The organism is Streptomyces sp. NPDC088197 (assembly GCF_044741185.1).
Taxonomy (GTDB): domain Bacteria; phylum Actinomycetota; class Actinomycetes; order Streptomycetales; family Streptomycetaceae; genus Actinacidiphila.
The window spans coordinates 67,467-79,742 of sequence record NZ_JBIUSD010000022.1 but is presented as its reverse complement, the minus strand read 5'-3'; the positions used below and the strand labels follow the sequence as shown (position 1 = coordinate 79,742).

The 12,276-nt window shown below is 72.0% G+C and carries 12 protein-coding genes; 7 read left to right on the top strand and 5 right to left on the bottom strand.

Annotated elements, in window-relative coordinates; all coding sequences use genetic code 11:
- The first annotated feature begins 47 nt into the window (after positions 1–47).
- From ACIOC1_RS33115 to ACIOC1_RS33100, 4 genes are all read left to right on the top strand, one after another.
- Complete coding sequence (locus ACIOC1_RS33115) at positions 48–536, top strand: hypothetical protein (protein ID WP_401857944.1); 489 nt, start codon at positions 48–50, stop codon at positions 534–536.
- Between the two features lie 172 nt (positions 537–708).
- Positions 709–1,860: a glycoside hydrolase family 88 protein gene (locus ACIOC1_RS33110; RefSeq protein WP_401857941.1), complete on the top strand. Its 1,152-nt coding sequence runs from the start codon at positions 709–711 to the stop codon at positions 1,858–1,860.
- Positions 1,861–2,081: 221 nt separating this feature from the next.
- Positions 2,082–3,320, top strand: a complete 1,239-nt coding sequence (locus ACIOC1_RS33105; RefSeq protein WP_391051866.1) for an alginate lyase family protein — start codon at positions 2,082–2,084, stop codon at positions 3,318–3,320.
- Between the two features lie 208 nt (positions 3,321–3,528).
- Entirely contained in the window at positions 3,529–4,308 is a 780-nt protein-coding gene (locus ACIOC1_RS33100) for an alpha/beta fold hydrolase (RefSeq protein WP_401857938.1), read from the top strand.
- Here the strand turns inward: ACIOC1_RS33100 and ACIOC1_RS33095 are convergent.
- Complete coding sequence (locus ACIOC1_RS33095; RefSeq protein WP_355343620.1) at positions 4,301–4,924, bottom strand: thaumatin family protein; 624 nt, start codon at positions 4,922–4,924, stop codon at positions 4,301–4,303. The two genes, ACIOC1_RS33100 and ACIOC1_RS33095, sit on opposite strands and share 8 nt — an antisense overlap.
- Positions 4,925–4,934: 10 nt before the next feature.
- Here ACIOC1_RS33095 and ACIOC1_RS33090 point away from each other — a divergent pair, with 10 nt between their 5' ends.
- On the top strand, positions 4,935–5,207 hold the full coding sequence (locus tag ACIOC1_RS33090) for a hypothetical protein (protein WP_401857935.1): 273 nt from the start codon (positions 4,935–4,937) through the stop codon (positions 5,205–5,207).
- A gap of 567 nt (positions 5,208–5,774) precedes the next feature.
- Here ACIOC1_RS33090 and ACIOC1_RS33085 read toward each other — a convergent pair.
- The gene (locus ACIOC1_RS33085; protein WP_391051911.1) at positions 5,775–6,755 is read right to left on the bottom strand and encodes a helix-turn-helix domain-containing protein; all 981 of its coding nucleotides are present in this window, start codon (positions 6,753–6,755) and stop codon (positions 5,775–5,777) included.
- Between the two features lie 172 nt (positions 6,756–6,927).
- Positions 6,928–7,524 (bottom strand): HD domain-containing protein, encoded by a 597-nt coding sequence (locus ACIOC1_RS33080; RefSeq protein WP_401314105.1) that lies wholly within the window; start codon positions 7,522–7,524, stop codon positions 6,928–6,930.
- A 125-nt stretch (positions 7,525–7,649) separates the two neighbouring features.
- Between ACIOC1_RS33080 and ACIOC1_RS33075 the strand changes: the two genes are divergently transcribed.
- Positions 7,650–10,025: an FUSC family protein gene (locus tag ACIOC1_RS33075; RefSeq protein ID WP_401857932.1), complete on the top strand. Its 2,376-nt coding sequence runs from the start codon at positions 7,650–7,652 to the stop codon at positions 10,023–10,025.
- Here ACIOC1_RS33075 and ACIOC1_RS33070 read toward each other — a convergent pair.
- Positions 10,006–11,229 (bottom strand): cytochrome P450, encoded by a 1,224-nt coding sequence (locus ACIOC1_RS33070; RefSeq protein WP_391164328.1) that lies wholly within the window; start codon positions 11,227–11,229, stop codon positions 10,006–10,008. The genes ACIOC1_RS33075 and ACIOC1_RS33070 overlap by 20 nt on opposite strands.
- Before the next feature lie 124 nt (positions 11,230–11,353).
- Between ACIOC1_RS33070 and ACIOC1_RS33065 the strand changes: the two genes are divergently transcribed.
- The gene (locus tag ACIOC1_RS33065; protein ID WP_401857929.1) at positions 11,354–11,893 is read left to right on the top strand and encodes a hypothetical protein; all 540 of its coding nucleotides are present in this window, start codon (positions 11,354–11,356) and stop codon (positions 11,891–11,893) included.
- A gap of 31 nt (positions 11,894–11,924) precedes the next feature.
- Here the strand turns inward: ACIOC1_RS33065 and ACIOC1_RS33060 are convergent, their stop codons facing one another.
- Positions 11,925–12,227 (bottom strand): DUF1330 domain-containing protein, encoded by a 303-nt coding sequence (locus ACIOC1_RS33060; RefSeq protein WP_391164326.1) that lies wholly within the window; start codon positions 12,225–12,227, stop codon positions 11,925–11,927.
- Positions 12,228–12,276: the final 49 nt, after the last annotated feature.

Genomic DNA, 12,276 nt, shown 5'->3' with positions numbered 1-12,276 from the left:
GCATCGAATTCCGGCCCGTTCCGATCCGTGCCGATACGTTTCGATCCGTGCCGATCCGCTCCAATACGGCCCGCTCCGAAAAATTCTTCCAGCCGGACCTCAAGAAGCCCGTCGCCGCTCCGACCGGTGCGGGAAAGAGACCCGACACGGCGGAGGAGCGGACATGCCGGACAACGGGGATACGGGCGCGCCGGGCGGACCGGCGCGAGTGGCTGGGCCCGACCCTGCTCGCCCTGCCGACGCTGCTGGTGGCGACGGACATGACCTCGCTGTTCCTCGCGCTGCCCCGAGTGACCGCCGACCTCGGCGCGAGCGGTGTCCAGCAGCGGATGTCGGGCGCGCCGCCCGACGCGGTCCCCGCCGCCGTCGGCCGTACGCTCGCCGGTGCCACCGCCGCCAGTGACCGGCTCCCGCCCGGTCCGGCCGCCGAGCCGGTGCGCACGGCCAGGTCGCCCTTCACTGCCGGGGTGAACCTCACCGGAGTCAGCGCGACCGGGGTTGACGTACGGCGGGCGCGGTCATCTAAGCTCCATTGAGTTCACAAGGACACTCATCGTTCATGTCCTTGAATTCGCCGGTGAGTGGGCGTCCCGTACGCGCCACCCGCGCGTCACCCGCATCAAGAGCCGAGAGCCGAGCCGTACCGACGCCACCACCGGCCGTCCATGCCCGCAGCGCACCTAGCACGCACGGCACTTGGAGACTCCGATGGACCGACGCCACTTCCTGATCGGCGGTGCGGCACTCGCCGCGACCGCCACCGCGACCGCGATCCCCGCCACCGCCCGCGCCGCGGCCTCTGCCGCCGCCCCGCCCTCCCCGGTGCTGCCCTCCAGGGCGGCCGTCGTCACCGCACTGCGCCGCGTCGCCGACCACTGGATCGGCGCCCACACCGACCCCGGCAACAACCAGTGGGCCAACGCCACCTTCTTCAGCGGCCTGACCGCCCTGTACCGGCTGACGTCCGACACCCGCTATCTGGCCTATGCGCGCTCCTGGGCCGAGCGGAACAACTACGGCCTCAACGGCGGCACGACCACCCGCAACGCGGACAACCAGTGCGCGGGCCAGGTGTATCTGGACCTGTACGAGATCGAACCCGACCCGGCGAAGCTGACCGCGATCGAGACCTGCCTGCACCGCATGGTCTACACCGACCAGGCCGGCAAGGACGACGACTGGTGGTGGGACGACGCGCTGCACATGGCGATGTCGCCCTTCGCCCGCCTGGGCGCGCTGCGCGGTGACGCGAACTACCACCGCAAGCTGCACGACCTGTACCGGCACACCAAGTCGGCCGAGGGCGGCCCCGGTCTCCACGACCCGGCCACCGGGCTGTGGTACCGCGACAAGAACTTCCTGCCCGGCGGCATTCTCTCGCCCTCGGGCAAGCCCGTGCTGTGGTCGCGCGGCAACGGCTGGGTCGCCGCCGCGCACACCAAGACCCTCAAGGCGCTGCCCGCCGATCAGGCCGACACCGCCGAATACCGCGCCACGCTCAAGGAGTTGGTACGGGCGGTCGCCGCGGTGCAGCGCTCCGACGGCTTCTGGAACGTCAACCTCGCCGACCCCGCGCACTTCCCCGGCCCCGAAACGAGTGGAACCGTTTTCTTCGCCTACGGCACCGCGTACGCGGTACGCGCGGGACTCGTCGACCGGGCCACGTACCTGCCGGTCGCCGCGCGCGCCTGGAACGGCCTGCTGGCCACGGCGGTTCACCCCGACGGCATCCTCGGCTGGATCCAGAAGGTCGGCGACCGGCCGGACTCCAGCCAGCCCGTGACGTACGACAGCACGGCCGACTTCGGCGTCGGCGGATTCCTGCTCGCCGGGACCGAACTCGCGGCGCTCGCCACCTGATCGCGAGCCGGGTTCGGCCAACTCCCGCACCGCGCAGGGGCTTGACGGGGGTATTAGTCCGTACCTATGGTCTGCGGTCAGTCAAGTGTTCAGAAATGCAAGCTCGGTTCACACTCAGGAACGCCATGGTGCACACCGGGGAACACGCGCTCACCAACGCGCTCACCCGGGAACGCGCCCGCTCACGAACAGCCCCCCACTCAAGATCGGATGGTCACCGCATGGCAGGCACCCCCACGCCCTCGCCCGCGCGCCACCGCCGCCGCGTACGGCGCCCCGTTCTGCTGGTCACCGCCGCCTGTGCGGCCGCGGCCCTTGTAACCGGTTTCTCCGCCTGGCCCGGAGGCGCCCAGCGCGCCAGCGCCGCACCGGCCGCCTTCGTCCACCCCGGAGTGACCGTCTCCGCCGCCCAACTCGACTTCGCCCGCGCCAAGGTGCAGGCCAACGCCGAGCCGTGGAAGAGCGCGTACAACCAGATGATGGCCAGCTCGTACGCCTCGCTGACCCGTACGCCCAAGCCGCGCGCGAACGTCGAGTGCGGCTCCTACTCCAACCCCAACAACGGCTGCACGGACGAGCGCGAGGACGCGATCGCGGCCTACACCGACGCGCTGGCCTGGTACTTCACCCGTGACGCGCGCTACGCGCAGGAGTCCATCAAGCTGATGGACGCGTGGTCGGCGACGATCACCCAGCACACCAACAGCAACGCCCCGTTGCAGACCGGCTGGGCGGGCTCGTCGTGGCCCAAGGCCGCCGACATCATCAAGTCGACCTACACCGGCGGCTGGCCGAACGCCGGGCGCTTCGGCACCATGCTCCGCAACGTCTACCTGCCCGAGATCATCAACGGCTCGAACAGCAACGGCAACTGGGAGCTGTCGATGATGGAGGCCGCCGTCGGCATCTCCGTCTTCCTCGACGACAAGACCGACTACGACAAGGCGATGGCCAAGTTCCGCACCCGCGCCGCGGCCTATGTCTACATCGCCGCGGACGGGGCGCTCCCCAAGACGGTGCCGAGCCAGAACCTCGACACCAAGGCCAAGATCGTCAGCTACTGGCAGGGGCAGTCCACCTTCGTCGACGGGCTGACCCAGGAGACCTGCCGCGACTTCACGCACACCGGATACGGCATCTCCGCGATCTCGCACATCGCCGAGACCAGCCGCATCCAGGGCGACGACCTGTACGGCACGGACATCGGCGAGCGGCTGCGGCAGGCGCTCGGCTTCCAGTCCAAGTACGAACTTGGCACGGCGCCGCCGAGCTGGCTGTGCAATGGCAGTGTCAACCGCGGCCTCGGCCCGATCACCGAGACCGGCTACAACGCGCTGCACACCCGGCGCGGGGTCGCGATGACCAACACGCAGACCCTCACGCAGAACAACCGGCCCGCCGGTTCCAACAACCTTTTCGTGGCCTGGGAGACCCTTACGAACGCCGAGAACCCCAACTGACCCACGCGGACGGCGAATCACGCGAGGGCCGCGCACCCCACCGGGCTGCGCGGCCCTCGTCGCGCGCTCTGCGCGGAGCCCCGCGGCCACGGCGTCCGGCAAGCGCCTGACGGACACCGGATGTTCGGCCCCGGCAGCGGCGGCCGACAGTGTCGCCGAGAGCGAAAACCGGAGGGAATCACGCGGCGCGGTGCGTACCGTCTGCCGGATGACTCTCTCTTACGACACGGCGGGCGACGGCCCCGCACTGGTATTCCTGCACGCCGGGGTCTGCGACCGGCGGATGTGGGACCCGCAATGGCAGCCGCTGGCCGACGCCGGTTACCGCGTCATCCGCTGCGACCTGCGCGGCTTCGGCCGGACCCCCGCGCCGGACGCGCCGTACAACAACGCCGACGACGTGATCGGACTCCTCGACACGCTCGGCATCGGTCAGGCGGCGCTCGTCGGCGCCTCCTACGGCGGCAAGACCTCGCTGGAGATCGCCGCGCGCCACCCCGAGCGGGTCGGCGCGATGGTGCTGCTGTGCCCGGGATTGGCCGGGCACGAAGCCTCCGCCGAACTCGACGCGCTGGACGAACGCGAGGAGGCGCTGCTGGAGGCGGGCGACCTCGCGGGCGCCGTCGAGCTGATGGTCGAGACCTGGATCGGCCCCGAGGGCGACGAGGCCGCCCGGCGGGCCGTACGCGTCCAGCAGCGGAACGCCTACGAAGTACAGCTCGCCGCCGGGGAGTTCGACCAGCTCCGCCCGCCGTACGACCTCGCGGCGGTACGGGCGCCGTCCCTCGTCGTCTCCGGCGCCCACGACCTGGCGGACTTCCGGCAGATCGCCGCCCGGCTGCCCGGACTGCTCGCCGACGCCGGCCACCTCGAACTGCCCTGGGCCGGACACCTGCCCAGCATGGAACGGCCCGCCGCCGTCACCCACCTGCTGAAGGACTTCCTGGGGGAGCGGTGGAGCGAGACCCCGCGCGCGCGGCTCAGGTGACGCCGAAGGTCACCCGGTAGTCGCACCGCCCCTTGCACGACATCGTCGCCGCGTCGTCGAAGGCGTACGAATAGGCGTACGGCGCGGCCTTCTTGAACACCTGCGTGTAGTCCACCGGCCACTTCGACGGCACGCAGTTCTCCCGCCCGGCCCACGCGCCTTGGCAGCAGTAGGTGTCCCCGCCGAAGGCCGCGCACGGCGGCTTGCAGCCGACGACCCGGCCGCCCGACATGGCCCGCATGGCGCTGGGGCAGTCCACCGGCTTGGTGCACGCGCCCTTGTAGCAGCCCGTCGCACTCACCGGATCGGCGGTCACGGTGTGCGAGATGTTGATGTACATCGGCAGATTCGCGCCGTCGACCATGCTCACGTCGTAGAAGTCGAGCCCGGCGTACGCGTCGAAGGTGAACTCACCCAGTGTGGTGGGCGGGTTGGCGCCCGAGCACTGCGACGTGCAGTCCCCGGTCAGGCACGCGCCCTGGCCGCCGGACGTGCAGCCGGTACGGCCCCAGATCCGGCCGCCCCATTTGTTGCCCACGGTGAGGGACGTGCTCTGCCCCGGCCGCAGCTCCCGGCCGTTCGGATACGCGGCGGTGCCGGTGACGATCGCCCACACCGTCTCCTGCGTGCGGTTGACGACGGTGATCGTCCGCCCGCCGCCCGAACCGGCCCCGGCCGCCGCTGACTTCGGCGCGGACGGCTTCGGCGGCGACGGCTTGGGACTCGGCCGCTGCGACGGGCGCGCGGTCGCCGACGGCGAGGCGGACGCGCGGGTCGCGGCCGCGGACGCCGTCGGCGACCCGGACATGGTCGGGGCCGCCGGAGCCGAAGCCGCGGCCTGGCGGGTCACCGCCTCCGTACTCGCGGACCCGTCACCGCCCGGCGAGGACGGCCAGTAGTAGACCACCCCGCTCGCGACCACGGCGGCCACGACCAGCCCCCACCAGCCCCGTACGGATCTCGTCCGCCGCCTGCGTCCCATCGTGCCGCCTCCAGCCGTGCCACGTGCATCGGTACACGTCGGAGACCCCGTGGGACGCGGCCGGATAACACAAACCGTCCGGCGACGGCATGGCGAAGGGCGGGAACACCCCCGTGGCTCCCGCCCCTGTCATTCGGACCGCAACCGCCGTCGCGCCCCGGCCGTCCGGCCGAGGCGCGGAGGAAGGGCCGGCGCCTGCCGTCCGGGATTCCGCTAGGTCTCGTCGTCGTGGAACGGGAGCCAGTTGGCGCGGCGGCGGGCCGCCTTCGGCTTGTTGAGGTGCATGATCGGTTCCTGTCTGTCGGCGAACCGTCCGTGGACCGCCCTCATGGGCGACGGACGGGCCGCCCCGTGGCCGGGGTCCGCGGGTGGCGGGTCCGACCTGGGGCATGCACAGGCAAGCCTGCCGGTCACGGCGCCTGCCTGTCGTTAGCAGCCGGTCGCCTGACGACTTGGCAATGCGTCCACAACGGCCGGAGCCACCCTAGGAACCCGCACCCGGACGTACGGACCGCTGGCGGTGGTCGGTGGGCGCCGCCCCGTGGACGGCGCGGTAGGCGCGGCTGAAGTCCGCCGCCCGCGGAAAGCCCCAGCGGGCCGCGATGAGATGGATCGGCGTCTCCAGCAGCGCCGGATCGGCCAGGTCGCGGCGTGCGCCCTCCAGCCGCAGGCGGCGTATGTACGAGGCGACCGTCTCGTCCTCCGCCTGGAAGAGCCGGTGCAGGTAACTGCGCGAAATGTGGTGCACCGCGGCGATATGACGAGGCGTCAGCTCTGGGTCGTGGAGATTCTGCCGGATGAAGGACTTCACCCGCAAGGTGAGCGCCCGGGTCCGCGTCTCCGGTGTCAGCGCCGCCTCGGCGTCCAGGGCGTTCGCGAGGAGCGCCGCCACCAGGTCGACCAGCACGGCGCCCAGCCGAGGACCGTCGGAGGGCGCGTACGGCACGGTGTCCGCGGCGAGCTGGGTGAGGAACTGCGCGAGCAGCGCGCCCACGCCCTCGCGTCCGGTGATGTGCCGCCCGATCACCTTGTCCAGCCGGTGCTGCGGAAGCGGCAGCAGCACCTTGGGGATCTCGACGCCCACCGAGGAGATCGACCCGTGCCCGGTCCAGATCTCGTACGGCCGCGAGGAGTCGTTGGTGTGGATGTCGAACGCGCCGTAGGAGTTCTCCTCCCGGCCCCACGACACCCCGGCCTCACCGCTCAGCAGGAGCGAGAGGTGGTAGACCTCGGGGTCCGACTGCCGGATCAGCTTCGGCGTGCGCAGGAAGACCAGCTGCTCGAAGGTCGCGGGCCAGATCGACACCGCGCCCAGCCCGATCAGCCGCTGATGCGCCTTGAAGTCGGCCGCGCACTCGCTCTCCAGCCGCATCGGGGCGTGCGTACGGTTCATGCACTCGCGCCAGGCGTCGAATCGGTCCTCGACCGCCAGGTCCTCGCTGCGGAAGACCGTCTCCGCCAGCATCGCCACACCCACTTCCGCACCGCGACATCGCGCCGCCGACGTGGTGCCCGCCCCGGCCGTCCCGGAAAGCGGAACGTACGGCGCCGCGTCGGCGACCCCGGTGAGTTTGCCATGCGCCCCGGCGAGCCCCGCACGGCACCCGGCCGGGCCGCCGCCCCGGCACACCCTCCGGTCAGGTCCTTCGCGCGTCACCGCGCCGGACGCGGTGCCCGTACTCGGCGATCAGCGGGTCGAGGTCCGGCTCACCGAATTCGGCGATCAGCGCGCGGAACGCGACCACCTTGTCCGGGCCGAACCGCGCCACCTTCCCGGCGTACGCGGCGGCGTCCAGGAACTTCGGCGGGCTCGACTTCGAATGGAACTTGTCCGCGTACATCACCAGCCGCTCCTCGACGGACTCGGCGACGTACTCACCGGGCGGGATGGGCAGCCGCTGTCGCTCGATGTCGGCGCGCGTCAGCCCGACGCCGGTGTGGTGGGAGGCGAAACGGCACAGCTCCTCCGGCAGGCCCTCCGCGCGCAGCAGCTCGTGGCCGAGCACACCGTGCCGGACGTACGCGTCGTCGCCCAGCCGGTAGACACCGATGTCGTGCAGGAGCGCACCGGTCTCGACGAGCCCGGTGTCCACCGGCTCGGGCGAACGCGCGGCCAGGTCGAGGGCGATCCGCGCCACGATCTCGCAGTGGGTGCGGACGAGGGACAGGGACTCACGGGTCGGAGCGTACTTCTCGTGCAGCGCGCGCACGCTCTCGGCGGTGGGAAGAATCACTTCCGCAGCGTATGACCCGACACCCCGCGCCGGGGGCCCGCGGGCGGCCGTACGGAGTGCGATGCTCTGCTGATGACCACAGAACCGGACGCGGCGCGGCGAGCACGACGACACGGGGCACCGCCGTGCTGAACGTCCTGAACTGGCTCCGCACCCGCGACGCGGACCTGTCCGCGCTGCGCCGCGCCGGACGCGCAGCGATCGTCATGCCCGCCCTGTTCGCCCTGTGCGACAAGGTCGTCGGCAACCCGGCCATGGCCACCTTCGCCTCGTTCGGCGCGCTGTCCGGCCTGCTCTTCGTCGACTTCAGCGGCGCCATGGGCCAACGGCTCGCCGCGCAGACCGGTCTGGTGGCGGCGGGCGCGGTCCTGGTCACCGTCGGGACGCTCGCCTCGCGGACGGCGTGGCTGGCCGTCCTGGTCACCCTCGTCGTCGGCTTCCTCGTGCTGTTCGCCGGGGTCGTCAGCTCGGTGCTGGCCAGCGCCTCGACCGCGCTGCTGGTCGCCTTCGTGCTGCCGGTGACGCTGCCCGCCCCGGTGAGCGCGCTGCCCGACCGGCTCGCGGGCTGGCTGCTGGCCGGCGCGGCGTCGGTGATCGCCGTCGGCCTGCTGTGGCCCGCGCCCCGGCGCGAACCGCTGCGGCTGGCCACCGCCACGGCGTGCGCGCTGCTGGCCCGGCGGCTGCGCTCCGAGGTCGACTGCGTCCGCGGCGGCTTCGGACCGGTCGGCGCGGCCGAGTACCGGGCGCTGTCCGACGAGGCGGGCACCGCCGTCGCCGCGCTGCGCACCTCGTTCTTCGGGACGCCGTACCGCCCCACGGGGCTGTCCACGTCGGCGCGCACGCTGGTCCGGCTGGTCGACCAGGTGGTGTGGCTCGACGCGATCTTGGAGCGCATGCCGCTCGACGAGGAGCCCGGGCCGACGGACGCGGTCGTCTGCGACGTGAAGGTGGCCGCCGCGACCCTGCTCGAACACGGCGCGGCCAGCCTGGAGTCGGTCTCCGACAGCTCCGCGGAGCTGGAGCGGGACCTGCGGCGGCTGGAGGCCGCCCGCGAGGCGATGGAGACGGCCGTCACCGGCGATCTGCCGCTGCACCGGCCCCGGACGACGAAGTCAGGCTCCGCCGGCGCGCCGGGCCCGTCCGGCGCGCCCGACACCCCTGCCGCCGACGACGCCATGGCCGGAATCCTCGGCGCCCTCGAACCGAGCTTCCGCGCCCAGGAGATGAGCTTCGCGATCTCCGCCATGGCCACCAACATCGGCCTCACCGTCGCCGCCCTGCGCCGCGGCTGGTGGGACCACGTCCTGGGCCGCGGGCCCTCGGGCGTGCCGTCCTTCCTGTCCTCCGCGCAGGAACGCGCCGGGGCCCACGTCGAGCGCCACTCCGTCTGGCTGCACAACAGCGTCCGCGGCGCCATCGCGCTCGCCCTGGCCGTCCTGCTCGCCGAGTCGACCGGAGTCCAGCACTCGTTCTGGGTCGTCCTCGGCACCCTCGCGGTGCTGCGCTCCAACGCCCTGAGCACCGGCCAGAACGCGCTGCGCGGCCTGCTCGGCACGGGCGTCGGCTTCGTCATCGGCGGCGGCATCGTCTACGGCGTCGGCACCCACACCACCGCCCTGTGGCTGCTGCTGCCCTTCGCCGTGGCCTTCGCGGGACTCGCGCCCGCCGCCATCTCCTTCGCCGCCGGACAGGCCGGATTCACCACCGTCCTGCTCATCCTCTACAACATCATCGAGCCCGCGGGCTGGCAGATCGGGCTCGTCCGCGTCGAGGACGTCGCCCTCGGCTGCGGGGTCTCCCTGGTGGCCGGGGCGCTGTTCTGGCCACGCGGGGCAGGACGCGCCCTCGGCCAGGCACTGGCCGACGCCTACGAGGAAGGCGCCCACTATCTGCGCGGCGCCATCCAGTACGGCGTCGCCCGCTGCGACGCCGCCGCCCCCGCGCCCGCCACCCCGCAGGACGAGCGGCGCCGGGCCGCCGCCGCCTCGCGCCGCCTCGACGACGCCTTCCGCGGCTTCCTCGCCGAGCGCGGCACCAAGCACATCCCGCTGGCCGACGTGACGACCCTCATCACCGGCGTCGCCGCACTGCGGCTCACCTCCGACGCGATCCTCGACCTGTGGGAGCGCGAGACCGTCACCTCGCAGGAGGACAGGACGGCGGCCCGCGGCGAGATCCTCTACGCGGGCACCTTGCTGGTCGACTGGTACGAGGCCGCCGCGCGGGCCCTCGCGGGCTCCGGCGCCGTCCCCGACCGTGCCGCCCGCGACGAGGCCGCGGACGGGCGGCTGCTCGACGCCGTACGCCGCGACCTCACCGCCGACGACGGGCGCGGCACCTCCACCGCCGTCAAGATGATCTGGACCTTCGACCACATCGACGCGGCCCGCCGCCTCCAGGCGGGCATCCTGCGCCCGGCGCGGGCCGCCGCGACCCTGCGACAGGGCCGCGGCCCGTTCGGCCCGCGTCCGGCGCTGCGGGTCAGGTCGTCGCGGGCGTGAGGCTCAGGTCGAGCCGCTGCGGACCGCGGACGAACACCCCGCTGTCCGGGGCCGGCGTCCCGTCGGCGAAACCCATCTCGGTGAAGGCGTCCAGGAGTTGGTTGGCGCCGACCTCCACCTCGGCCTTCGCCAGCAGCGCGCCCACGCAGAAGTGCCGCCCGAGCGCGAACGCCAGGTGGTCGGCGGCGGCGCTGAAGGCGTTCGCGGTGGTCAGGTCCGTGCGGTGGATGTCGAAGGTGTCGGGCCTGTCGTAATGCCGCTCGTCCCGGTTGGCCGCGCCGATCAGACAGGTGACCGTCGCGCCCGCCGGGATGGTGACGCCGTGGAGCGTGACGTCCTGGGCCGGCTGCCGCATGATCATCTGGAGCGGGGGAGTGAACCGCAGGGACTCCGCGAAGGCCGCCGCCACCAAGTCGCGGTCGGCCCGCACGGCCTCCAACTGCTCGGGGTTGGCCAGCAGATTGCGGAACATCCCGGAGATCGCCTTGTCGGTGGTCTCGCCGCCCGCGGACAGCAGCAGGCTCACGAACGAGGTGATGTCCTGGTCGGTCATCACCGTGCCGTCGATCTCCGCCGTGCACAGCGACGACAGCAGGTCCTCGCCCGGCTCGGCCCGCCGCCGGTGGACGATCGGCACCAGATACGCGGCCAGCTCCCGGCTCGCGCGCATCCCGGCCTCGGCGACCTCGGGGTCCTGCGCGAGATTGGCGAAGAAGCCGACCACGGCGGCGTACCAGGCGTGGAAGCGGTCGTGGTCGTCGCGGTCGAGCCCGAGCATGTCGACGATCACATTGACCGGGAAGCGGGTCGCGAACTGATCGACCAGGTCCGCCTGTTCGGCGTCACGGAAGGCGTCGATCAGATCGCGCGCGTTGCGCTCGATCACCGGCAGGAACCGCTCCCGTAACTCCCGGCCGCGGAAGGCCGGTGCCACCAGCGCCCGGTGGACGGAGTGCTCCCGCCCGCTCATCTGCACGATGGTCCGCCCGCCGTGCACCGGTTCGAGCTGCCAGGCGTAGTTGTCGGTGGTGAACACCGGGTCGCGGAAGGCCCGTTCGACGTCCTCGTACCGCGACAGCAGCCAACTGCCGGTGCCCTCGTGGAAGACGACGGGGTAGTGCTCCCGCAGGACGCGGTAGGCCGGATACGGGTCGGCGGCGAACTGCGGCGAGAGGATGTCGGGCGGTTGCGGTATGACGGTCACGATACGTCCTCTGCTTCCCTGCTCACGGGCGCGTACGGCATGCGGGCGGTCACGACGCTAGGGCACGGCGGGCAGCCGCACCTAGGCGCTTTCGCGCCCTGTGCGGACCTCTACACTCCTGGCCATGCTGCCTCTGGACGACCCCCGCTGGACCACGCTCGACCACCGCGACCGGTCGAACGGCAAGGGCGGTTCCGACGCCCCATGCGTGCCCGACGAACTGCGCCACCTGCTCGACCACCCCGGCGACCGCGAACGCTTCGACGACCTGTGGCCGTACCTCTGCTCCGAGGGCACCGCCTGGCCCGCCGCGTACGCCGCCGTGCCGCACATCGTCGCCATCGCGCGCGGCCTTCCGGCGGCCGAGAGGGACGACTACCTGTACGTGATCGGGCTCGTCGCCATGTGCTCGGGCGAGTACGGGCAGGTCTGGGACGGCCTGCCCGACGACCTCGCGCAGGCGTACCGGCAGGCGCTCCCCGAGGCGCTGGCCCTGCTCGGGGAGACACTGGTGGCGGGCGACCACGACCAGGTCACCACGGGTTATCTGCTCGCGGCCACGGCCGCGCTCAAGGGACACGGCGAATACGCCGAAATCCTCAACGACCTCGATGTGTACGCCGAATGCCAGTCCTGCGGCGAGCCGATGCTCGAACTGCCCTGATCCGTGCCGACCGTATACGGCGCCGAACCGGTCAGACCGATTCGCCGAAGCCGGGAAGAATGGCGAGGCGCCGCACGGTCGCCTTCTTGGCGATCTCGATGCCGGGCGCGTAGGTGTCCGAGTTGTACCAGGCCCGCGCCTGCTCCACGCTGCTGAACGACAGCAGCGTCAGGCCCTTGGCACCGTCCCACGTGCCCTCGACCGCCTCGGGCCTGGCGTTGATCATCAGGTACTCGCCGCCGAATTCGGCCACCGCCTTCTGGGCGATCTCCCGGTAGTCCGCCATGGCGGCCATGTCGGTCACTTGGATTTCCAGCAGGACGTACGCGGTCATCTGCGGTCTCCCCGAATTCGGCTGCGAAATACGTCACATGACGTGGAAC

What these genes read in the sequence shown, in the direction of transcription:
- ACIOC1_RS33085 (WP_391051911.1), bottom strand. Translation starts at nt 6,755, where the DNA reads ATGCTGGCGGAGACGGTCTTCCGCAGCGAGGACCTGGCGGTCGAGGAC.
- ACIOC1_RS33110 (WP_401857941.1), top strand. Translation starts at nt 709, where the DNA reads ATGGACCGACGCCACTTCCTGATCGGCGGTGCGGCACTCGCCGCGACC.
- ACIOC1_RS33105 (WP_391051866.1), top strand. Translation starts at nt 2,082, where the DNA reads ATGGCAGGCACCCCCACGCCCTCGCCCGCGCGCCACCGCCGCCGCGTA.
- ACIOC1_RS33100 (WP_401857938.1), top strand. Translation starts at nt 3,529, where the DNA reads ATGACTCTCTCTTACGACACGGCGGGCGACGGCCCCGCACTGGTATTC.
- ACIOC1_RS33060 (WP_391164326.1), bottom strand. Translation starts at nt 12,227, where the DNA reads ATGACCGCGTACGTCCTGCTGGAAATCCAAGTGACCGACATGGCCGCC.
- ACIOC1_RS33065 (WP_401857929.1), top strand. Translation starts at nt 11,354, where the DNA reads ATGCTGCCTCTGGACGACCCCCGCTGGACCACGCTCGACCACCGCGAC.